General features: G+C 42.6%; 23 protein-coding genes. 20 read left to right on the plus strand and 3 right to left on the minus strand.

The features are described 5' to 3' along the window. Nucleotides 1-11: 11 nt before the first annotated feature. Entirely contained in the window at nucleotides 12-821 is an 810-nt protein-coding gene (locus ACN6MV_RS13520; RefSeq protein ID WP_042127232.1) for an SDR family oxidoreductase, read from the plus strand. Here ACN6MV_RS13520 and ACN6MV_RS13525 read toward each other — a convergent pair. After that, nucleotides 813-1,289, minus strand: a complete 477-nt coding sequence (locus tag ACN6MV_RS13525; protein ID WP_419886527.1) for an SRPBCC family protein — start codon at nucleotides 1,287-1,289, stop codon at nucleotides 813-815. The genes ACN6MV_RS13520 and ACN6MV_RS13525 overlap by 9 nt on opposite strands. Before the next feature lie 570 nt (nucleotides 1,290-1,859). On the opposite strand from ACN6MV_RS13525, the gene ACN6MV_RS13530 reads away from it, so the two are divergent. Further along, nucleotides 1,860-2,258 (plus strand): DnaJ family domain-containing protein, encoded by a 399-nt coding sequence (locus tag ACN6MV_RS13530; protein ID WP_042127236.1) that lies wholly within the window; start codon nucleotides 1,860-1,862, stop codon nucleotides 2,256-2,258. Between the two features lie 118 nt (nucleotides 2,259-2,376). Here the strand turns inward: ACN6MV_RS13530 and ACN6MV_RS13535 are convergent, their stop codons facing one another. After that, entirely contained in the window at nucleotides 2,377-2,796 is a 420-nt protein-coding gene (locus ACN6MV_RS13535) for a GNAT family N-acetyltransferase (RefSeq protein WP_042127238.1), read from the minus strand. 181 nt (nucleotides 2,797-2,977) lie between these two features. On the opposite strand from ACN6MV_RS13535, the gene hrpB reads away from it, so the two are divergent. The 7 genes from hrpB to ACN6MV_RS13570 all read left to right on the plus strand — a co-directional run bounded on the left by hrpB (nucleotide 2,978) and on the right by ACN6MV_RS13570 (nucleotide 12,102). Further along, nucleotides 2,978-5,470 (plus strand): ATP-dependent helicase HrpB, encoded by a 2,493-nt coding sequence (gene hrpB / locus ACN6MV_RS13540; RefSeq protein ID WP_419886528.1) that lies wholly within the window; start codon nucleotides 2,978-2,980, stop codon nucleotides 5,468-5,470. 97 nt (nucleotides 5,471-5,567) lie between these two features. Further along, a complete protein-coding gene (locus ACN6MV_RS13545) occupies nucleotides 5,568-6,152 on the plus strand; it encodes a general stress protein (protein ID WP_042127242.1) in 585 nt (194 codons plus the stop codon). A 152-nt stretch (nucleotides 6,153-6,304) separates the two neighbouring features. After that, nucleotides 6,305-7,057: a metallophosphoesterase family protein gene (locus ACN6MV_RS13550; RefSeq protein ID WP_042127244.1), complete on the plus strand. Its 753-nt coding sequence runs from the start codon at nucleotides 6,305-6,307 to the stop codon at nucleotides 7,055-7,057. After that, nucleotides 7,058-7,924 carry an NAD-dependent epimerase/dehydratase family protein gene (locus tag ACN6MV_RS13555; protein WP_419886529.1) on the plus strand — a complete coding sequence of 289 codons (867 nt, stop codon included), beginning with the start codon at nucleotides 7,058-7,060 and terminating at the stop codon, nucleotides 7,922-7,924. 26 nt (nucleotides 7,925-7,950) lie between these two features. Then, a complete protein-coding gene (locus tag ACN6MV_RS13560; protein WP_269321987.1) occupies nucleotides 7,951-8,079 on the plus strand; it encodes a hypothetical protein in 129 nt (42 codons plus the stop codon). Between the two features lie 367 nt (nucleotides 8,080-8,446). Further along, nucleotides 8,447-11,062, plus strand: a complete 2,616-nt coding sequence (locus tag ACN6MV_RS13565; protein ID WP_419886530.1) for a LuxR C-terminal-related transcriptional regulator — start codon at nucleotides 8,447-8,449, stop codon at nucleotides 11,060-11,062. A 101-nt stretch (nucleotides 11,063-11,163) separates the two neighbouring features. Beyond that, nucleotides 11,164-12,102, plus strand: a complete 939-nt coding sequence (locus tag ACN6MV_RS13570) for a GNAT family N-acetyltransferase (protein WP_419886531.1) — start codon at nucleotides 11,164-11,166, stop codon at nucleotides 12,100-12,102. A gap of 121 nt (nucleotides 12,103-12,223) precedes the next feature. Here the strand turns inward: ACN6MV_RS13570 and ACN6MV_RS13575 are convergent, their stop codons facing one another. Further along, nucleotides 12,224-13,114 (minus strand): GNAT family N-acetyltransferase, encoded by an 891-nt coding sequence (locus ACN6MV_RS13575; protein WP_419886532.1) that lies wholly within the window; start codon nucleotides 13,112-13,114, stop codon nucleotides 12,224-12,226. Between the two features lie 122 nt (nucleotides 13,115-13,236). Here ACN6MV_RS13575 and ACN6MV_RS13580 point away from each other — a divergent pair, with 122 nt between their 5' ends. From ACN6MV_RS13580 to ACN6MV_RS13630, 11 genes are all read left to right on the plus strand, one after another. After that, nucleotides 13,237-13,806: a GNAT family N-acetyltransferase gene (locus tag ACN6MV_RS13580; protein WP_419886533.1), complete on the plus strand. Its 570-nt coding sequence runs from the start codon at nucleotides 13,237-13,239 to the stop codon at nucleotides 13,804-13,806. Between the two features lie 488 nt (nucleotides 13,807-14,294). Next, the gene (locus ACN6MV_RS13585) at nucleotides 14,295-14,654 is read left to right on the plus strand and encodes a helix-turn-helix transcriptional regulator (protein WP_042127258.1); all 360 of its coding nucleotides are present in this window, start codon (nucleotides 14,295-14,297) and stop codon (nucleotides 14,652-14,654) included. A gap of 93 nt (nucleotides 14,655-14,747) precedes the next feature. Continuing rightward, nucleotides 14,748-15,134, plus strand: a complete 387-nt coding sequence (locus tag ACN6MV_RS13590; protein ID WP_042127259.1) for a DivIVA domain-containing protein — start codon at nucleotides 14,748-14,750, stop codon at nucleotides 15,132-15,134. A gap of 213 nt (nucleotides 15,135-15,347) precedes the next feature. After that, nucleotides 15,348-16,220, plus strand: coding sequence for a PRD domain-containing protein (locus tag ACN6MV_RS13595; protein WP_042127261.1), 873 nt, complete (start codon nucleotides 15,348-15,350; stop codon nucleotides 16,218-16,220). A 22-nt stretch (nucleotides 16,221-16,242) separates the two neighbouring features. Then, nucleotides 16,243-16,749 (plus strand): PTS glucose transporter subunit IIA, encoded by a 507-nt coding sequence (locus ACN6MV_RS13600; RefSeq protein WP_341112462.1) that lies wholly within the window; start codon nucleotides 16,243-16,245, stop codon nucleotides 16,747-16,749. 48 nt (nucleotides 16,750-16,797) lie between these two features. Further along, nucleotides 16,798-18,249, plus strand: a complete 1,452-nt coding sequence (gene nagE / locus ACN6MV_RS13605; protein WP_042127265.1) for an N-acetylglucosamine-specific PTS transporter subunit IIBC — start codon at nucleotides 16,798-16,800, stop codon at nucleotides 18,247-18,249. A 144-nt stretch (nucleotides 18,250-18,393) separates the two neighbouring features. Continuing rightward, nucleotides 18,394-18,711: a hypothetical protein gene (locus ACN6MV_RS13610; protein ID WP_419886534.1), complete on the plus strand. Its 318-nt coding sequence runs from the start codon at nucleotides 18,394-18,396 to the stop codon at nucleotides 18,709-18,711. A 173-nt stretch (nucleotides 18,712-18,884) separates the two neighbouring features. After that, complete coding sequence (locus ACN6MV_RS13615) at nucleotides 18,885-19,403, plus strand: sigma-70 family RNA polymerase sigma factor (protein WP_419886535.1); 519 nt, start codon at nucleotides 18,885-18,887, stop codon at nucleotides 19,401-19,403. A 54-nt stretch (nucleotides 19,404-19,457) separates the two neighbouring features. Continuing rightward, on the plus strand, nucleotides 19,458-20,579 hold the full coding sequence (locus ACN6MV_RS13620) for a hypothetical protein (RefSeq protein WP_419886536.1): 1,122 nt from the start codon (nucleotides 19,458-19,460) through the stop codon (nucleotides 20,577-20,579). Further along, the gene (locus ACN6MV_RS13625; protein ID WP_419886537.1) at nucleotides 20,576-21,577 is read left to right on the plus strand and encodes an ABC transporter ATP-binding protein; all 1,002 of its coding nucleotides are present in this window, start codon (nucleotides 20,576-20,578) and stop codon (nucleotides 21,575-21,577) included. Before ACN6MV_RS13620 ends, ACN6MV_RS13625 begins: the two co-directional genes overlap by 4 nt. After that, a complete protein-coding gene (locus tag ACN6MV_RS13630; protein ID WP_042127275.1) occupies nucleotides 21,574-22,458 on the plus strand; it encodes an ABC transporter permease subunit in 885 nt (294 codons plus the stop codon). Before ACN6MV_RS13625 ends, ACN6MV_RS13630 begins: the two co-directional genes overlap by 4 nt. The last annotated feature ends 17 nt before the right edge of the window (nucleotides 22,459-22,475 follow it).

Raw genomic sequence — 22,475 nt, forward strand, 5'->3', positions numbered from 1 at the left:
AGAGATTACATATGAGTCCAAACATAGCTAAGAAACAAAGATTTATTGGGAAAACTGCAATTATAACTGGAGCGGGCTCAGGAATTGGTCGGGCTACTGCGATTAAGCTGGCTAGGGAAGGGGCTAATGTAGCGCTTTTTGATTTGAATCTGGAACGCACTACATCTTTGGCGGATAAGCTGAACAAGTTTCGCAAAGATTGTGCATTGGCTATAGAGGTAGATACTTCGGATGAAAAAGGGATGGAGGAAGCCGTTCGCAGGACGGTCGAACAATTCGGTGGGTTAGATGTAGTGTTCGCTAACGCGGGAATCAATGGTGCGGTGGGACCTATAGAGGAACTGAGCTTGAGTGATTGGGAACGCACGATGTCGGTGAACTTGACGGGGACGTTTTTGACACTGAAATATACGATCCCTCATCTGAAGGATAAAGGAAAAGGTAGCATTATCATCACTAGCTCCATCAACGGGAATACTAGATTTGCCAGCTTTGGGTGGTCTACGTACAGCACTACCAAAGCTGGACAGGTGGCTTTTGCTAAAATGGCTGCACTTGAGCTAGCTAAGTTTAAAATTCGAGTGAATGTGATCTGCCCTGGGGCAATTGCTACCAATATAGATGAAACCACTGAAATGAACGAGGAGGTAGAAGCGATCGTCATTCCAATTGAATTTCCCGATGGCGCGCAGCCGCTGGCGGATGGGCCGGGTAAGCCGGATAATGTCGCCGATCTAGTTTCATTTTTGGCATCCGATGAGTCTATTCATATTACAGGTGCGCAAATTGTGATTGACGGGGCAGAGTCCTTATTATCCTAGTTTAGAGATCGCTTCGCGGTATTGCTCGTACCGAACATTCCATTCGGCTTTTCGCGAATCCAGCGTGGTCCCATCCAATAGGTGCTGGATCACATCTAGACATACATGCCAGCCGGCTAAGTCACGGGGAGTGTGCGGTGTGAGCGTTCGGATCGTTTCATTTAAGACGAGTAAACAGCCTTCTGAATTTGGATATAGCTCAAAGCGAACAGAGTCTTCAGCCCACGTAAATTCAAGGATCGATTCATGTTGCAGGGCGGTAATCGTCATTTCCTCAAAGGTTCCGTCTTGCATATCAAACTTGATTAATCCACCTTCACGCAGGTATTCAACACGTAATTCAGTGAACCATAAAGCAAGCTTCTCATTCTCCGTCAAAAAGGACCAGATTTCTGATGCGGAATGTTTTAGTTGACGTTCGAAACAAGCGACAAAATGATCATCTGCTTTTTTGAGGTTAGCTATCATGTTATATTTCTCCTTTGGACTACTACTGTAGTCCTTTTTATATTGAGTTTAGATTCATCAGAAAGAGTATAGCAATTGTTTGTCTTAATTTAAACTATTGCTGGGTTTGGCTAGGCGTTAGTAATATGTTGAGGATTGGGGGCGGGTGAGATAGTTTAGCAGAATGGACTGAATTGTGGAATAAGCGGAAAATACAGAATAAACAGAATATGCGGAATAAGGGCTTCAGAGTCCTGAGCGATTTATTACTACAAGGATGCACCTGACGTTTCGGTCAGTTTTGCAGTTATTTGGAGTTTTTAGTGCATGTATTGAAAATATAGGACTGCATAGCTCTTATTGCCTTGATATTGATCGATAGTAGGGTACATTAGAGTGAATAGTTGCATCTGAGTCCGAAAGTACAGCAAATAAACAGTTCACAGCATCGCAAAGTTGTAAGGATGTAATTCGGCAGCTTGATGTAAATCTACAGTTTTTTGTGCTAGAATAAACGCAATTCAGCAAAACAAACTTTTGCTTAGGCAGGATAGATCATAGAGAGTGGCATTGGTGAAGGAGGCTGTGTATATGGGGATGATGTCCTGGCTGGTTGAGCAGCGGATTCAGGAGTCTATGCGTAATGGAGAATTTCGAGATTTATCAGGGCATGGTAAGCCGTTGGAGCTTGAGGATTTATCTGGTGTTCCAGAAGAATTGCGGATGTCCTTCAAAATCATGAAGAATTCCGGGCTGGTGCCCGAGGAAATATCTTTGCGTACGGAATGTGTTACCCTCGAAGGGCTGCTTGCTGCCTGCCACAATAGCGGAGGTTCTGAGAGCAGTGAGGGCAAGGCACTTCGGGCAAAATTGTCTATGAAAAGACTACGGCTGCAAGAGCTGCTGCGTGAACGAGGCTTAGATAGTAACCCAGCCTATATGCAATATAGTGTTCAAATCCACGAACAGATGAGTAGGGAAGAAGAATAGTGCTAATATGCTCCTCTCAATTGGAGATCAGGATAAATAGTGTAGTATAAAAAGGCATCTCTTCGTAGATTTAGACGGTAGAGCTGCCTTTTTGCGTACTGCGCTTCACAAGCGTATTTCATCGTATTTGCTTAAAATATATCCATTCTGGATCGCCATCATCTAAATTTTCAATGATTCCACTTCTTATAAATCCTAGAGAATGACAGACCTGTTGCATGATCGTATTGGATTCATTGGTGGAGGTAAAGAGCTTAGGAGTTGGACAATGTTCTTCCATGTAACGAATAAGTGCGCCGGCAATACCGAGTCGTCTGAAATTGGGATTCACAATTACGAGCTGTATGAAACAGCATTCGAAAAAAGTGGTATCGTAACAGGCGAAACCGACAGGCTCACTGTTAATCGTTGCCACAACACATTGCTCGTTCAAAATATATTGTTCGATCTTAGGTTTACGAACTTCGCTGCCAATGACCATACTATCGATCTTGCAGAGCATAGATAAATCTGAAATCGTGGCTTTAGTTACGAGCATTTTAGACAGTCTCCTTTTTAAAAATATAAGAAAGTATAAGACCAAAAGCGTTAAGACTTGAAATAATAAAATGTATGTACAGTTTGTCTTGATCTTTCAAGTTTTTTCGCACATGATGAAAAGGGTTTAGACCACATCAAAGGAAATCATAACATATTATTACAGCCGATGGAGAGATACAATGAAACAGCTTCCAATTACACAGGTGCTTCCAGACCTGAAAAACATACTTAGATCAACACGGGCAGCTGTTCTCATCGCTGAACCCGGTGCAGGCAAAACAACAGGAACGCCTCCGGCATTTCTGGACGAGCCGTGGATGGCTGGTAAAAGCATCCTTATGCTAGAGCCCAGAAGACTTGCTGCAAGATCTGCCGCAATCTACATGGCGTCTTGTCTTGGAGAAAGTGTTGGACAGACGGTTGGTTATCGCATGCGGAATGACACTAAGGTAGGTAAGAATACACGAATTGTTGTAGTGACTGAAGGTGTCTTAACAAGGATGCTTCAGAGTGATCCATCGCTAGGGGATGTGGGTCTGATTATTTTTGATGAGTTCCATGAGCGTAGTCTTCATGCGGATCTGGGACTTGCTCTCGCACTGGAAGCGCAGGCAGTGCTGCGTGATGATCTTCGGATTCTGATTATGTCAGCTACTTTGGACAGTGAACGTGTCTCTGCTATGTTAGGCGATGCGCTAGTTGTGGATTGTCCGGGACGAACCTATCCGGTGGAAACCATCTATACCCCAACAACAGGGAATCTTCCGATTGAAAAATCGGCTGCGGCCGCAGTGAGACGTGCGCTTGATGAACAGCCGGGAGATATCCTCGTATTCCTACCGGGTGAACGAGAGATTCACAGAACTCAAAATGAGTTGGAACATGGAAAACTGCCTGACGAAATAGTTCTTCGTCCTTTGTATGGACAATTACCACAGACTGTGCAGGATGCTGCTGTGGCTCCATCCATAAACGGCGAACGCAAAGTCGTGCTGGCGACCTCCATTGCGGAGACAAGCTTGACGATTGAGGGTGTGCGAACGGTAATTGATACAGGACTGCGTCGTACGCAGATCTTCTCACCGCGTACAGGAATGCCGAGTCTTACGACGGTTCCGGTATCAAAAGCCTCTGCCGATCAACGGAGAGGGCGTGCCGGACGGACAGCACCTGGCGTATGCTACAGGCTGTGGAGTCAGGAGGAACATAATCGCCTTCCGGATGACAATGTGCCGGAGATTATGGAGACGGATCTTGCGCAGCTCGCTTTGGAGCTGGCGCTGTGGGGCGTGCGCGACCCTGCCGCGCTAGCTTGGCTTGACGCGCCGCCCGCTGCGCCTTATGCGCAGGGCATCGCGCTGCTGCGCCAGCTCGGCGCGCTGGACGCCGGCGGCGCCATCACGCCGCACGGCCGCAGCATGGCCGCGCTTGGCGCGCACCCGCGAGCCGCGCATATGCTGCTGCGCGCGGCAGAGCTTGATGCAGCACCGCTCGCCTGCCGGCTGGCGGCGCTGCTGCAAGAGCGGGACCTGTTCAAGGGTCCCGCGGCACTAGATTGCGACCTCACGCTCCGCGTAGAGGCGCTGCTTCGGTTTGAGCGCTCCGCCGACACGGGCGGAGCGGACCCGGCGGCTCTGCGCGCGGTGGTGCGCGAGAGCCGCAATTTCCTGGCGCAGCTGCAAGCAGCGCCGGGCGAGACAGTGAACGACATCAGCCTCTGCGGGCTGCTTCTGTCGTTCGCCTATCCCGACCGTATCGGGCAGAAACGCGGCGATGGCGCGTTTCTGCTCTCCGCCGGTCGCGGCGTGGCTCTGCGGGAAGGGCAGCCGCTGGCCCGTTCCGCTTATATTGTGGCTGCTTCCGTTGACGATCGGGCCACACAAGGTGCAATCATGCTGGCAGCAGAGCTAGAAGAGGGACAACTGCTAAAGTATCATGCGGATCGCATCACTGAAGAGGCGGACGTATATTGGGATAAAGAAAGTGGAAGTGTGAAGAAGCGCCGTCGAACGATGCTCGGCGCTCTCGTCTTAAAAGAAACGTCACATGAAAGACCCTCTGCGGAAGAAACAGCAAAAGTACTGCTTAGTGTTATCGCAGAAGAGGGAATTGAAATCTTACCTTGGGAAAAGGGAACTTTGCAGCTTCGTGAGCGGCTGATATTTATGCACGCCTTGCGGCCGGATTGGCCGGATGTCTCAGATGCGGCATTAATTGAATCACTGGATGAATGGTTATTACCATACATTCAAGGAATGCGTAACTTGCGCGATCTCCAGCGGATTCCTTTATCGCGTGCACTTGAGGGGCTGATAGACTGGAATCAGAGGCAGATTCTTGAGCAGGAAGCGCCGACGCATATAACGGTTCCTAGTGGCTCGCGTGTGCCTGTAGACTATGCTAATCCAGCAGCCCCTGTACTAGCAGTACGATTGCAAGAGATGTTTGGACAGTTAGACACTCCTAGAATTGGAGGGGGGAAGGTGCCTGTATTGCTACATCTTTTGTCACCGGCAAGAAGGCCGATGCAGGTGACTTCTGATCTTGCCAGCTTTTGGCGTGGCACTTATTTTGAGGTTAAAAAAGATCTAAAAGGACGCTACCCTAAGCACTATTGGCCAGAGGATCCCTTGCAAGCTATTCCGACCAATCGAACACGCCCCAAGAAGTGAAAGGGTTCCTCGTTCACTTGAAATGGTTCATTTGATGTTTTGTCTTCAGCATACAGGGTAATTAACTAGCGAAGACAATTACTAAGGAGGGCTTCAAGTGACTAAAAAAATCGTAGGTATCTTTGACACCGAACAAGAAGCAACCAGAGCAATTGAAGGACTTCAAAATCAAGGATTCAGTAATGATGAAATATCAGTGATCACACGTGATCGCGATGAGTTAAGACATATTTCGGATGATACAGGCACAATGGCGCCAGAAGGTGTTGCAACAGGTGCAGCTACTGGTGGCGTATTGGGTGGAGTTACTGGACTGCTAGCAGGTATCGGAGCACTCGCTATTCCGGGGATTGGTCCAATTCTGGCAGCGGGACCTATTGTGGCGACGCTAACAGGTGTAGCCGTTGGTGCTGGTGCAGGTGGATTAGTTGGCGGATTGATCGGTCTAGGGATTCCAGAAGATGAGGCGAAAGAGTATGAAGGCTACGTTGAAAGTGGCAAGATCCTTGTGCTTGTAGAGGATAATGGACGAGGATATCAAGCGCATGATGTGTTCCGGGGCAACCGCTCGTTGAATGCTCAGCGATACGATGGTATCTATAACGAAGACACTAGACTAGGCAATTCGATGGCTAACAGAGCAGATCGGAAGGCTGAAGTCTACAACCGCGATAAAATTTAAATGTTAATTGATCGAGTTCTACTATAGACAAACAATTCATTCAAAGACTGCACCTCTTAGCGTTATGCTGTGAGGTGCAGTCTTTATTATGTATGTGGTATGATATGGATAATCATCCAAATTATAATTAGGAATTTGAGAGGTAACTGAAAATGAATAAACTGGACACCATAGCAGTTATTTCTGATATACATAGCAATGTTTATGCTTTAGAGGCTGTATTGCAGGACATCGATTCACGCGGTATAAATAGTATTGTAAATTTAGGGGATTCTCTGTTTGGTGCCATTGAACCTATTCGAACAGCAGAACTGCTGATAAATCGATCTAATGTTACGAACATTATGGGAAATTGTGATCGATATTTACTTCAGAAGGATATGGATTCAATAACTTTTCAATATGTAAAACCGATGCTGACTAACGAAATACATGACTGGATTCGATCCTTTAACCCAACGTGGGTGTTCGAAGATTTATTGTTTTGTCACGGGACGCCATTCTCCGATGATAGCTATATGCTTGAGGATATTTTACCTACGGGAGTTCAAGGAAAATCTGCTGAGGACTTAATGGCTGAGCTTGATTCAGTAGATCAAACAATGATTTTTTGCGGGCATACACATCTTCAAAAATCAGTGCGTCTACCGAATGGCAAGGTTATCGTGAATGCTGGTAGTGTTGGATTACCAGCTTATTACGAAGAATTACCTTATCCTCATTACATGGAATCGATGACTCCTCATGCCAGATATTTAATAATAAGTCGAAGAGATCATTCTTGGATGTTCGATCCAGTTTTACTTCCTTACAATTATGAACTAGCAGCGCAGAGAGCAGATCAGAACTGTCGCGAGGATTATAGCTATGCCATCAGGCATGGTCGAGTTAAAAGGAGGACTTAGATGAAGATATTTGTAGCCGGTGCAGCGGGTGCGATTGGACGACTATTGCTGCCCAAGTTAGTAGAAGCGGGGCATGAGGTTGTTGGACTGACCCATAAGGAAGAAAATAGAGCAATTATAGAGAAGTGTGGAGCACAAGCGGTAATCGCAGATGTCTTCAATCGCGAGGCCATATTTGCTTCCATTCGCACAGTACAGCCAGAAGTGGTTATCCATCAGCTAACTTCACTAAGTCAGCGGAATTTCTCAGATAATTCTAGGATAAGAATAGAAGGAACGCGAAATATTGTGGATGCTTCCCTTGCAATTGGCGTGGAACAAATCATAGCACAAAGTATCTCATGGGCATATGAAGCTGGAGAAGAACCTGCTACGGAGGAAATTCCATTAGATCTGAAGGCTTCAGAGCCTCGAAAAAGAACGATTGAAGGTATTTGCTCACTAGAAAAGACAGTTGCAGAGATCCCAAACCATGTCATTCTACGTTATGGAATGTTGTACGGCCAAGGGACTTGGTATGACACGAATGGTTATATGACAGAGGAAATTCGTCAAGGAAGAGTAACTGCAACTGATGCAGTTGTGTCATTTCTTCATGTGGAGGATGCAGCTAACGCGGCGGTGCTTGCTCTGAACTGGCCTTCAGGCCCAGTGAACATCGTAGATAACGAGCCTGCTAAAGGATTGGAGTGGTTATCAACCTATTCAGAAGCCATAGGTGCTCCTACTCCTATTGTTCAAGAAGGCAGAGCAGGATGGGAACGCGGAGCCTCTAATACGAAAGCTCGAATCGATTATGGGTGGAGCCCGCTGTATCCGTCATGGAGGTCAGGGTTTGCACGGAGCTTGAATGTTCAGATTGAATGAGTTCAGCTACTGAAAGGAAGTGCAGCATGGGTTTGCTTCTTGTGATTTTGTTCTTTATTGGTTTAATTATGATGATTAGCAATCAATATGCGATGATCAAGAAAATGGATGAAATGATTGAGTCGCTAAATGAAATTAATAATAAACTTGGTTAGTTAAAGGTGAAAAGGAGTGATGAGGTGGGAATCATTAAGAATTTCTCTCTAGTAGTAGTGAGTTTAATTACGGATCTATGGTTTGGAATCGTTCGAAAGCCTGAATTTTATGATAATCACTCGGTTACTGCAACAAAGAGAGGGTATGTAATATTTGTTGCCTTGGCAGCTGTAATAGCTGTGGGAACTGCCATATGGCTATGCTCTAGAATATATTAATGAGAAGGCTGCCAATAGGCGGCTTTTTTACATCATGGACGCCAGCATATTAGAATGTTATGTTATTACTTACCAATGATTAAAAATTAAAATGTTGAAGCCGCCTCATATTTTGGGAAAATTAAGACATACATAAAGGAAGGATCCCATGAATTCTCCCTCTCAACACCAAATAGCGTTAACTTATTCTCAGCATTCGATCATCACCTCACGTGTGACTATCCCAAAGCAAGCACCTTTTTATGTTCAGCGCACTAGATTAATGTCCAGGTTCTTGGATGAGAATCGTGCTAAGGTGACGCTTATTGCTGCTTCTGCAGGCTTTGGCAAAACAACACTTGCGGCTGAATGGGCGCGTATCCATGCTGATGAAGTGGCTTGGCTATCGCTGGATATTTCAGATAATCATCTCGTCCGTTTCTGGTTAAGTGTACATGCTGCTATTCAAAGAATCGCTTCGTCCTTCTTAAGTCGATTAGATTTGTTCCTCCAGTCTGTTCGTGATGGATCTGTAGAGACTGCGATCTCACTTCTACTAAATGAGCTTTATTCCCTTCCCAGTGTAATTACCCTTATTGTAGATGACTATCATACGATTACTAATCAATCGGTTCACGAGAGCATGGGCTTTTTTATCGGACATCTCCCAGATCATGTGAAGCTTGTGATATTAAGTAGAACACGCCCACCGCTCTCATTATCCCGCTTAAGAGTGCAACAGGAATTACTGGAACTGAGCAATGACGACCTGAGGTTTACGTTTGAAGAAATAAATGAACTTCAGTCTCAATCCTTAAGGGATCAGCTTACACTCGAGGAGCTATTATTACTTGAGCAAAAGACAGAAGGCTGGGTAGCGGGTTTGATTCTAGCTTTCCTCTCCTTCTCAGAGAAACAAGATCGCACAGCGTATATGAATACTTTTTCAGGGAACTCACGCAATATTTTCGATTATTTATTGGATGAAGTCCTCTCTAGGCAGTCGACCGAAGTACAAAATTTCTTACTAGTAACGTCTATATTGAATTCCTTTAGTCCTTCTCTAGCAGCGGCTGTGATGGATCAATCGGGTGCGGAAAAGCAATTACATGAAGTAGAAGAAGCACGTCTTTTCATCGTACCGCTTGACGACACTAGATCGTGGTTCCGTTATCATCATCTATTCGCGGAAATGTTAAAAACTAGATTATCCAAAAAAATGAGTTCCGCAGAGATTGTAAACTTACATAGAAGAGCAGCAATTTGGTACGACCAGGAAGGGTTAGCATTAGAAGCTATACAGCATGCGTTTGAAGCAAAGGACTATGTGCTTTCAGCATCCTGTATGGACAGACATTTCAATTCGATTATTAAAAATGGCGATGAATCTATATTGCTAGATTTACTGGATATGTTGCCTATCAAGAATATGATCGTGCATCCTGATCTTTTCTATTTTCAAGCAGGGTCGATGGCAGTCTCCGGACGAACAGATGATGCCAAACGCTTTTTACACAAGGTAGAGCGTTTCATGGAAGAGGAATTCTTTATTCCTGAAAAAGAACAAGTTGTAGTTCAAATGCAATTGGATCTTTATCGTGCTTCCATTGCCTTTTATCAGGGGGACGTCGATACGTTTGTTGAACTGTTGGATCAGAACAGAGAAGGGATAGAGCGATTTTCTTCTATAGTAAAAGTAGTGAATGTGGGGGAAGCTCTTTTATTTCGTGGCCCGATAGGATTCGGTGGAAGATTGAAGAAAATGGCGTATTTATCAGCTAAAGTCTCAACGTCTGAGGAAAGAAGAGCATTGATTCATTTTGCGTTACAAGGGCATGGATTTATATTTTTGTCGGATCTATTTTATGAATGGAACCGTCTTGATGATGCAAGCCTCCAAGTGGAAAAAGCGCTTGTTATGTGTAGTTCCTCGGAACAAGTGAGCGTGTGGGTGCCTGGGGTTATTTTACAATCGAAAATATTAAAAGCTTTGGGTCACATTGAAGAAGCAGCAGTGGTATTACGAATGGCTATAAAAGAACTGAAACAACATCATTCCCCTCGCTGGGAAAGATTGCTAGAGGCTGCACATATTCGAATTCTACTCTCACAAGGACTTGTAAATAGTGGAGATGAATGGCTTGCGAAAAGTCATATTAGCACAACAGATAAGCCTAATGTCACTAGGGAATATGAACAAATCACACTCGCACATATACTGATGGCGCGTCAAGCGTTCAACGAAGCAATCCCTTGGCTTAATAAGCTGTTAAGTGAGGCTAGGCGAACGGATCGAATGGGCAGTCAGATCGAGATTTTGTTGCTGCTTGCTGTGTCTTATGAAATTCTAAGTAAGAATAGTCAGGCATTTGAGGCGTTAGAACAGGCCCTTAAGCTTGCTGAGCCGGAGGGTTATATCCGTATTTTTCTTGACGAAGGTGTGCCACTTACCCGAATGCTGCAACGCTATTTATCGGAGCGGAGCACAACTTCTGATGTTGATTATGTTCATCAATTGCTTCAGTCATATCAGCTCGAGCCGTTATATAATGATACTTCTAAGGCTATGAGAACGTCGGATTCTTCTATAGCGTTTCATTTTACAAAAAGAGAGTTAGAGCTCATGTTTTTCATAGTCGAAGGTCTTTCTAATGATGAAATTGCAAGCCGGTTATTCCTTTCTCCAGGCACGGTCAAGAGATACATTCACAATATTTATCAGAAATTAGACGTTAAAAATCGTGTACAAGCCGTTTCTAAGATCAGAGAACATCAATTGCTATAGTTTAATAAATAATTACTATAAGTGTTTATTACCAATCATTTACTTTGAGTCGTGTTACTATGGAAGATAGAAGGTGAAGAAGCAGCGAGGAGGAATCGTATATGCAATTAAAGGGATGGTCTGAGGACGAAATATCCTATGAGTTAAGTAATGATTATTCTATACGTAAGGCTGAAACTGATGAATGGGGAATTTACTGTTCCATTTATTATAATATCCAATATATTGGTTTTTTTAGAGAGGAAGGGTTTGATTCTACCCAAAGAAATGCTTTCTGGATCTTTAAAGGTGAGTCGAAAATAGGTGGTGTAAGGATGGATCCTAATCGGATTTATCATTTATTTGTTATTCCACCGTTTAACGATACATTTATGGTGCTGAAACTACTAAAAAAGCTTTTGATATATTGGTCAGATCGAACTAAGCCGATAAAAACCTTTGAGGTTCTACCGGATCAAGTGAATTTATTTGCACGGGCAGGGTTTTGGCCTGATGAGTTCAGATGTCGCTGGATGCAGCGTCCTACAGATCATTTCGAGGTGGAATGGAACGAAGAATTTAGGATTGAAAGTCCACAGATCGAAGATGATGAGATGGGGGCTAAACGATTTGTTCTTGAAGAACAAATTACCGAATGCAACTATGCTAGCTTTGCCGGAAGTTTAGAAGCAACCAGAAGAAAAAAATTCTCCTATGAAGATTTTGTACCTAGTGAAGAACCTAATTATACAAATGAAGCATTACTTACGGCGTCAACGCTTGTGTATGATCAGAGATCGGGACAGTTAATTGCAAATTGTCTCTTGGGCTTACAAGGAGATTACGCTGCAGTTTACAGCATTGGGGTAATACCCGATTTTAGAGGTAAAGGGTTAGCGACACTCATGTTGAAAAGAGGACTTCATCTCCTTAAAGATAAGTATCCACTCCTAAGATTATATGTCATGGAAGGGAATGACGCAGAGTCTGTTTATACCAATCTAGGATTTGTTCCAGGTGTGCAAGAGATACAGAGTATGTACATTCCTGTAAATGATTAAAATATCCCCGTGTTAGTGGATTTTTGCTTCGATGCGTACTTATGTACTTTGTGAGTACCCAAAATATATACTTTCTGCTACGTTAAAAAGGGCTGCCGAATGGCAGCCTTCTTCATCCTATCTAGGCATGTGAGGTTATGGGAAACATGAAATGTTTAGGTAGTTCTTTTAAAAGTGGACGCATAAATAACGTATCCTCACTCTGGGGAACTAATTCTGTCTCCAAGTGATCTATTGCATAATCTGGTGTGAAATAAAAATGGATAATCTCAGTTTCAGGAGATATAATGCTATGCAATATGGCGTTGATATCTATACTTGTAGTACTTAAGATATCAAAAAAATGAAGCTGCTGATCCTCATGTCTAAAGATCACTACAACGTCAGCCTCTTCAATATAATAAAAGGAATCATGGAAAGGGAGGATAAAATAAAACAGCAGCTGATGTTTATTCTCTATCACACTGAGTATAGAGGACACCGGTATTCTTTCTTCTGCGAATTGTTTTAACAAGGTAAGATCATCGGAGTTATTCATAGATAAGCGACGCACAGAGGAAGTTTTAGACATTTGATTTCTAAGATAAGAAGCCTTTATCGAAAAGCTACTTTCTTGCATACGTTCAAATCCGAATTTAGGATAAAAGTCCAAGGCGCTGTCATTTGCAAATAAGTAAATGAAGTCATATTCATGCTCGTATTTAGCAATAATATGATCTATTAATTTTCTGGATAGTCCTTGCATGCGGTAGTCAGGGTGTGTCATTACGGTGCCAATTTGAATGGCATGATATTCTGTTTGATTTAAAACAATTGTCATTATATTTATGGACGCATTTGCTATCACCTGATCCCGATCAATAAAGGAATAACAAATATATTTGTCATTCCAGCCCCTTTGTTCAATCCAAGGTGTAAAATCGATTCCAAAGATCATTTTGGCTAGAGTATTGAAGCTTTCTCTATATTTTTGGTTATGTTTATAATCACTGATCAATGGGTAATCGCTCATAAGTTGACCTCTTTTACAATGTATTTTTTCATAGTTATGTTTATTGGTTATATTTTACTACACTGTTATATAGTAATGTTTATTTAAAATAAACATTACCGATATTATTTGGAGGCTAGAGTATGAGAGAAATAGATTACAGTAATTATTATTGGAAAGACGAGAAAATTAGATTGCGATCTATTCAAGAAGGGGATTGGGAAGGTTATTACACGAATCGTTTCGACACTCCAGCGCGGCGACTCTTACAGTGTGCTGTTGAATTACCGCCCACAATTGCCGAAGCCAAAAGTTTTGCAGAGACATATGCTGAATTCTCATCTAATAGACTAATGTTTACGATCGAAGATTTGCATGGCGAGAATGTAGGAGGAGTAAATCTTAATAGCATTGACGAGAAAAATGGTACGTTCAGTATTGGCGTGCAAGTGGATAAAGATCATCGAGGTAAAGGGTATGGAACGAGAGCTATAACGATCCTCTTAAAGTATGCTTTTTTCGAACGGCGACTAAATAAATTCAATGAATGTGCGCTGGAAGGCAATGAAGGTTCTATAGCGATGTTAAAGAAAGTCGGCTGCGTTCAAGAGGGCGTGCGGCGGAAGGTTATTTACACAAATGGACGATATTATGATTTGATTTTATTTGGATTGACGAAGGATGAGTTTATGGAGAGGAACGGCATGGAATAGAGGGTTTAGACTCTAGTATTGTCTATAGGTAAAGTTAACAGATAGACAATAAACTTGGCCAGATGATGTCTATCTCGATCAAATGATTAAGCTTTCGGTCTCAGACGGCGCTATTTCTGCATTATTAGCTATTTGAACGTTATTTCGGACTCCAGTACAGCTATTCTATAAGAATAGCTGTATTTTTTTGTTTTTTATGCCAATAGCGTCTGTAGGGTCCGTTGACAATCCAAATGTGGGGAAATGGAGTGCATAGTTAAATTCTGTACTTTCATCATATGAAAAATTCACAATAGAAAATCCAAAATATCAGCTCTATCTAGTAACTTTCATAGCAACCATCATTCATCGCTACTAAAATTCTATACCAATCGGAAAAAGTGAACCTACTACCACATTTCAGGTTGTGAAAGTTGGAAAATAGTGCTTATACTAGAGTTATAGCAGGTAAGATTAGCCAATATCAATACAACATGAGGAGGGTTAATATGGCGTTTATGATTGCTCAACGGGCTTTTATCAAGGTGTATCTTATCACAATGGTAGAACAACACCGCGGTTATGGATATCAAATGCTTGAGGATTTACGTCGAGATTTCAAGGCACATGGATATTCCCCCCCACAAAGCGAAATCTATCGTGCCCTGCATGAGCTGGTACAGCAAGGGATTTTATATCGTACTAAACAGCTAAAAGGGAATGATCCGAAGGTGGATTTTCAAGAAATCGTCTTATATCATTTTACTTCTGATGGAGAAGAGAAAGCTAAGCTATATAAGAAGCAGGTGAAGACAGATCTTGATCGCTGTCTAGGTATTTTGAACAAGGCGGTTGCGGATAACTTCTAGAACTGGAACTATAGTTATATTTTCAGGATGCTCTTACCCTGTTATAATGGTTACTGCCGGATCATTGCAGTAAATACTTGGAGGTAACAAATGATGGATGAACATATGAAACGTCGATTGGACAAACAACGCAAGCTCTTCAGCCAACTTGGCATCACTCTAGATGCTCTAACCATACATGAAAAAGAATTCAGTATGAAGCTTCGTGGTTACGATGCGGAAGAAGTAGATACTTTTCTAGATAGCGTAATCAAAGATTATGAGCGTTTTTATGCGACGATCGCTGATCTGATGGATAAATGGCAAGAGCAACAACTGGAGATGCGCGAATTAAAGTCAGAAACCAAAGCTACTGAAGTCATTCAAGTTCCTGTACTTCGAGGCATCGATCCTAAGGAATTAGAAGAAGTCATTTTAAGATTGGAAACTAATGTCCGTCAGCTTAAAGATAAGCTTCCCCAAATCGAAAGCTATTTATAAGTCATGAATTTTGATCACAGGTGCTCCGCTTGACATTTATAAATTTATCATTGACGAGTTAGCAGTTCATGATTTATGATATGTTCATAAATGATCATTTATATTTCAGTGGCGTGTTACCGTTAAGGGCATGAGCCAAGAATTGTCTTCATCTTCACGAGACATTTCTTGGCTTTTTTTGTTCCTAATTGACGATAATATGGGAAAGGAGTGATGAGCTTGTCGCGGGAGATCGAGCAATTTCAAGTACAGCGTGTGATTGGGAACAACGTTGTAATGGTTCAGGGAAGCAAGAACGGCAAGGAATATGTCATCATTGGCAAAGGCATTGGTTTTGCTGTGAAAGGTTCAGGGGTGATTGAAGGAAACGATCCTCGTATTGAGAAATTGTTTCGTCTAGAAGACCGCGAGGCCTGGAGCCAGTATCAAATATTGCTGGAAGACATAGATCCCAAAGTGATGAGAATAACTGATGAAATAATTGCTGATATCCAAAGTCAATTTCCTGACAAATTAAACGACAAGATTTATCTGGCACTCCCGAGCCATATTCAGTTCACCATTTACCGTCTGCGCAACGGGATGGATATTATTAATCCTTTTTTACAAGAAACTAAGATGTCTTTTCCGAAGGAATTTGATATCGCTTACAAGGCATCAGAGAAAATCAATGCTGAATTTCAGGTGCAAATTCCCGAAGACGAGGTTGGATTCCTTACTTATCATGTGTACTCCGCGGTTAGTAATGTATCGGTGGGTCAGTTAGTAAAAGCATCAAATATTGTGAGTGAACTTTTAGACATGATTCAGCAAGAACGTAATATAACTTTTGAACATGGCAGTATGAACCATATTCGGTTAATGATCCATTTACGGTTTTCGCTGGAACGTATTTTGAAAGGATCACTAATAGATAATCCTTTTGTGAAACATATTAAGAAGGAATATAAAGAGGAATACAAGTTATCTCAAAAGCTCGGGAAAGTGATGCAAAGATCACTTGGAGTAGAAATTCCAGAAGAAGAGCTATGTTTCCTGGCGATGCATCTACATCGATTATTTCAAACCTTAGTGAAACAAAATTAACATCTTTAGAGGAGTGGAGCATATGTTTTCCAAATGGAAATCAAAAAAAGAAGAGAAACCTACTGGACATACAATTGAAATCATGGCACCAATCAGCGGAGAAGCCGTTTCATTATCAGAAGTTCCTGATGAAACCTTTGCTGGTGGTCATATGGGGAGCGGTATTGCAATCAGACCTTCCGAAGGGATCTTAAAAGCTCCTTTTGATGGCACGGTTGCTCATATCGTGAAATCAAGTCATGCAGTTATTTTGGAACATTCCTCCGGTGTGCAATTGTTGTTACATATCGGAATCGATACTGTCAGCCTTAAGGGCAACGGATTTGTCAGTCATATTTCCTCTGGAGATCAAGTGAAGGCAGGTCAAACCCTAATCGAGTTTGATCTGGACGTAATTCGCGCAGCAGGTTGTGACACAATTTCGCCTGTAATCGTGACTAGTACGGAAGAAACACCACCTCAAGTGAACGGACATTATGGTCAGGTTACAGCTGGACAGGATCTGGTTCTTACAGTGGCTTCAAAGTAATAAGCGAATAAAGCATTTCTACTATTGAATCGAAAGGATGATTTTGTTATGTTGGCTTTTCTACAAAAACTAGGTAAGTCGCTTATGCTTCCAGTTGCTACTATGCCCGCGGCAGCTATTCTTCAAGGGTTTGGTTTGCTTAACTATGAAAAAGATTTGCATCTAGGAGCCACGGTAGGGGGATTCTTGAATCAATATTTTGCTCCATTCCTAAATGCCGGTGCAAATGCAATCTTCGGAAATCTTGCTTTGATCTTTGCGGTAGGGGTCGCAATTGGATTCGCTAAGGATGCCGTTGCTGCCTTGTCAGCAGTAATTGCATACATGGTGTTAACTAAGATTCTGGCTGTTGTACCTCTTCAGTTCTCCTTCATCAATGATGATGTAGTGTTGAATATGGGTGTGCTTGGAGGTATATTTGCCGGTGCATGGGCAGCATTCCTATATAAGAAATATCACAATATCAAGATGCCAGATTGGCTTGGGTTCTTTGCAGGTAAACGATTTGTTCCGATCATTACGGCAGCATCCACGATGGTCCTTGCAGTATTAATTGGGATGATCTGGAGCCCTATACAAGATGTAATTAGTGATTTCGGAAACTGGGTTGTGTCCTTGGGAGCAGTTGGAGCTTTCATCTTCGGTACAGCTAACCGCTTATTGATTCCGATCGGACTTCACCACGTACTGAATACGATTGCTTGGTTCCAAATTGGTGACTTTACAAATGCAGCAGGCGAATTGGTACACGGTGACTTATACCGCTTCTTCGCTGGAGATAAAACGGCTGGGATGTTTATGACTGGATTCTTCCCAATCATGATGTTTGCGCTTCCAGGTGCAGCTCTTGCATTTATTCATACCGCTAAACCAGAAAAACGTAAAATGGTTGCTTCCATCTTTATCGGTTCTGCCATTGCTTCTTTCTTAACAGGGATTACAGAACCACTTGAGTTCTCCTTTATGTTCTTGGCACCACTATTGTACTTGGTGCATGCTTTGTTAACAGGTTTCTCCATGGCTTTAATGTACATTCTAGATGTTAAGCTTGGTTTCGGTTTCTCTGCAGGTTTGATCGATTACCTAGTGAACATGAAGTTATCCACCAATGCATGGGTTCTTATCCCTGTAGGTCTTGCCTTCTTCGTTCTGTACTATGTGTTGTTCCGTTTTATCATCACGAAGTTCAAGCTTAAGACGCCTGGTCGGGAAGATGATGATGATGCGCTTGCACCAACTGGCGGTAACGCAACAGGTTCAGCTGTTTCTTCCAAGGCTGCTCAAATTCTTGAGCACATTGGTGGACCTTCAAATATCGAGAATATCGATGCTTGTATTACACGCCTTCGTCTGATCGTTAAAGACGAGAAAGCAGTTAAAGATTCCGCGCTGAAGCAACTCGGTGCTTCTGGGGTCATGAGACTTGGTCAAGGTGCTGTACAAATTGTATTTGGTCCGAAATCGGAGCAATACAAAGAGGAAATCGAGAAGTTACTATAACTTAACGTACTCCGTTTAAAATTATTAGCAAGGGCTAGTCCGCATACTAGCCCTTGTTTTTTTGTGTATAGAGGGATATAGTGTTGCAATATACACAATACCTAGTATAATACTTGGTATAAACATACAAAGGAGTCGGTACATATGTCAGTCGACGATTATCTGGACCTTTTAAATTATGCCAAAGCAATTAACGATGGACAGTGGCAGGCTGACATCATAGAGAGTTTAAAGAATCTAAACACTGTATCGGAAGACCCCCAGGTTCAAGAAGAAAGTGTGATAGAATTATGGTCGCAGTTTGATTCCGTTAACATATTGATCATGAAGTTGTTTGAGAAGCTGCGCAAGAATGAAGATTCAGATGAAGTGTTACATTGGAATGAGCAGCTGCTGGAGCTTAAGCTGGAGCGGAGTATTTTGTCTAAGAAAATCCTTAACCGGTATATTCGAATTCGATAATTGAGATCACAATAAATAGGTAAGACTAATAATGAAGACAGTTACCTTGTTAATTAGGGGCTGTCTTTTTGCTTGTCTTGAGATAGGTTATGATAATTATGAAGAATTCTGATACAAAAATGCACTGACAGTCGTCTTACTTATAGCTGCAGCTGATAAGGAGGATTTACACGATGGAAATTCCGGAATCTGAAATTTTTAAAGCAATATTTTACGAACATTATCCTGTTGTCCGACGTAAGCTTGCCGCTTTGGTACGCGATGAATCGGCAGCGGATGATTTGGCTCAAGAAGTTTTTCTAAGATTGTACCGTAATCCACCAGATGATCCAGCAGCGCTGGGTGCCTGGCTTCATAGAGTCCTTACCCGTATTGGATATGATTATCTGGACAAAAAAGCGAGGGAACGGCGACTGCTGAATAAACAAGAGCAGCTGTATGATGCAAGTGAATCTCCGCCTTCAGGTGAAGAAATCATTCTAAGTAAGCTAGATCAGGAGGATGTACATGTCTGGCTGAATGAATTGCCTGAAAGAGACAGACAGGCGCTTCTGCTACGCTACTCGGGGTACAGCTACGTGGAAATCGCGGGAGAGCTTGGAGTAAGGCCTCCAGTAGTAGGAACCTTGCTCCACCGAGCGACAGAGAAATTAAGACAGAATGCAACGAAGGCGATACCCCAGACAAAGTAGACATTACTCAAAGTGCAGCTACGAAGTAATCTTTTTAATTCAGGAGGTACACTAATGAATAACTATTCAGGAAAGCAAGATAAAGATAAGCAAAGTACAGATGAAGCCTGGGCGAAGCTGCAGAGCAAGTTAGAGAAAGAGCCTTATAATCCTCAATGGGCAAAATGGAGTCAAAATACAGAGACTAATACTGAGGATCCTATTTACTTTAGTCAGCCAGCAAATGTAGAGAGTGTTAACTCAGAGCCAGCACCAACTGTAGAGCAGGATTTACTTGTAGCTACCCATGATAAGCAAGTAAATCACCCGCGTCGACTGCGTATGAACCGTCGTCGGAAGTTGGGAGCAGTTTTAGCAAGTGTAGCTGTTTTTGCTGTAATACTCGCGACTCCGATAGGCAATACAGCAATGGCGTCGATTCTGAATCAGTTCCGTATGGAACAGGTTACGGTTGTACACGAGAATGATCTTCGAAATATTTTCACACAAGTAGCTGAAGACGGTGAGCTTAATCGATCAATTAATCAATTTGGTGAGTTTACCAACACTAACGGGACTTATATTGGTGAGCTGCCTGCGGATCAACTGAAAGCTACCTTAGGCTATCCAGCAAAAATCGCTGCTTTAGGGGAAGAGCATAACACTGTTACCGTGGGTGCTTCACAGGATATCACGCTTAATCTGAAAGTTGACGAAGTGAACAAAGCCTTGAAAAAAATCGGGGCAGAACATCTGTTGCCTGAATCGATTGACGGTAAACCAATTACACTTCATATTCCGGAAATTGTGAATTACAATCTCTCATCTGATGAAACGCATTGGGCAAGTCTGTCGCAGATGAATGCGCCTGTACTTAACGTTGATCCTTCTATTAAAGTGGAAGAAGCTTTGGAAGCTGTAGTGAATTTCCCACTGTTGCCGGATTACTTGAAGACTAGCTTAATGCAAAGCAGGGTCTTATCCGGGGAAATCCCAATGCCGTTAATTGCTGGAGAAAATACGGAGCAAATAACTGTGGGTGACACTTTAGTTATTGTTGATAATTATGAATACAGCCGCGGTCCTGTATATCAAGCTACATGGATTCAGGATGGGCAGCTATTCAATTTGTCAGGTGAGCTCTATTCGAGTAAAGAGAAGCTTATGACCAAGGTTCAGGAGTTGATTGAATCATGAGTACTGCAGCAATTGAAGCTAAGTCCCTAACCAAGGAATTTGATAACGGGCGCGGTTGTCGAGATGTAAGTATTAGTGTAGGGAAAGGGGAAGCCTTTGGCTTCCTCGGCCCTAATGGTGCAGGTAAAAGCACCTTTGTGAAAATGCTAGTAGGACTTATTCATCCATCAAGCGGTAGTGGGAGCCTATTCGGGCATAAGATTGGTTCCTTGGGAGCAAAATCACTTATCGGCTATTTGCCAGAATTGTATCGTTATCAGGAATGGCTGACGGGTGAGGAGGTTGTGAGGCTGCATGCAAGATTATGCGGAATGCAACGGTCTGTAGCAGATAAGAGGATTCCACAACTACTGGATGAGGTTGGAATTGGTAAGCGTGGACGAGATCGAGTAAAGCATTATTCTAAGGGAATGCAGCAAAGATTGGGGTTGGCTTGTGCACTTATAAATGAACCGGCTATTGTTTTTTTGGATGAGCCCTCATCGGCACTAGATCCAATTGGACGTCAGGAAGTCCGGCGTATATTACAGAACCTAAAAGAAAAAGGAGTTACGATATTTCTAAACTCTCATTTGTTAGAGGATGTTGAAGTACTTTGTGACCGAATGGCGTTACTGAATAATGGGGTTATTCTCCGGCATGGCAAAGTGTCCGAGATGCTGAACAAGCGTATGAGCTGGCATTTTAAAGTAGGCGGCTATGCGCCTATTTTATTGTCATGGCTAAATGAGAACACAGGCTTGCAGATTCGGGTGTCTTCCCATACCGAAGAAAAGTTGATAAACGGGTTAGAAAATCTGCAATCTCTGCAATCGATAGACAGAAGTACGGTTTGGTTGGAGGCAGAGCTGGAAAGTGAAGAGCAGGTGGGGTGGTTAAATACATTAATTGTAGAACAAGGGATGACTTTATATGAAGTTTCACGCAAGAAAGAACGTCTGGAAGAGTGGTTTATGGATGCTGTATCCGGACTAAGCCACAGAGGTGAACAGGAATGAGAATTATAATGGGGATGACCTGGAAGGAATTGCTGCGTAAAAGAGTAATGGTGCTGACATTACTAATGACCGTGGTCTTTCTTATTGGGTTTTGGTTTATTGCGGGTACAATCGGACAAAGTACTATGTCTCAAGGATCGAGTATTCCTACTGGAGAAGAACTCCTTATGCGTTTTACTAATGGTTTATTTATTTTATCGTTTGGATTTTTTTTCGGGGCCTTTGTAATTGCTTTTTTAGCAATATTTAGTTCATTCTCCGCCATTTCAGGTGAGGCAGAGCAGGGTGTGATGCAAGCCTTGCTTCCAAGACCCATTCCACGCTGGAAATGGTATGCCGGTCGCTGGCTTGGTTATGTAACATTGGGGATAGGGTATGCGCTTATTTTATTTATTTCTATATTGCTAATTACTCAAGTCCATGCCGCAATTCCGAGAGATGGATTAGCGCTATTCAAATCTTTCCTGCTCTTTGCCTCTATCGTACCGTTGCTGATAACTATTTCTATGCTGGGTTCAGGATTCTTTTCGGCACTTGGGAATGGGGTATTTATGACTATGCTTTATGGTGCTGGATGGCTAGGAGGAATGATTGACAAGGTAAGCAGTTCTTTACTATCTGAGCCTGCAGCGCTTAGCACTTTAAATAATATGACAGGTATAATGTCGTTACTAATGCCTGTAGATGGATTACAGCGTAGAATGACTGCTGAATTATTTAGCATTAACGAAATGAGCGGGATGTTTAATGGTTCCAGTAGTTCATTTGGGTTAGTAAATTTCGCCTCAGTCCCATCCAATACATTTATCGTATATGCGATCTTCTATACGCTACTGGCATTCTTAATCGGATTGTATCGTTTTCAACGGAAGGATTTATAGCAGTTCAATAATACATT

This window comes from Paenibacillus sp. B-A-8, assembly GCF_048572915.1.
Lineage (GTDB): Bacteria > Bacillota > Bacilli > Paenibacillales > Paenibacillaceae > Paenibacillus_AQ.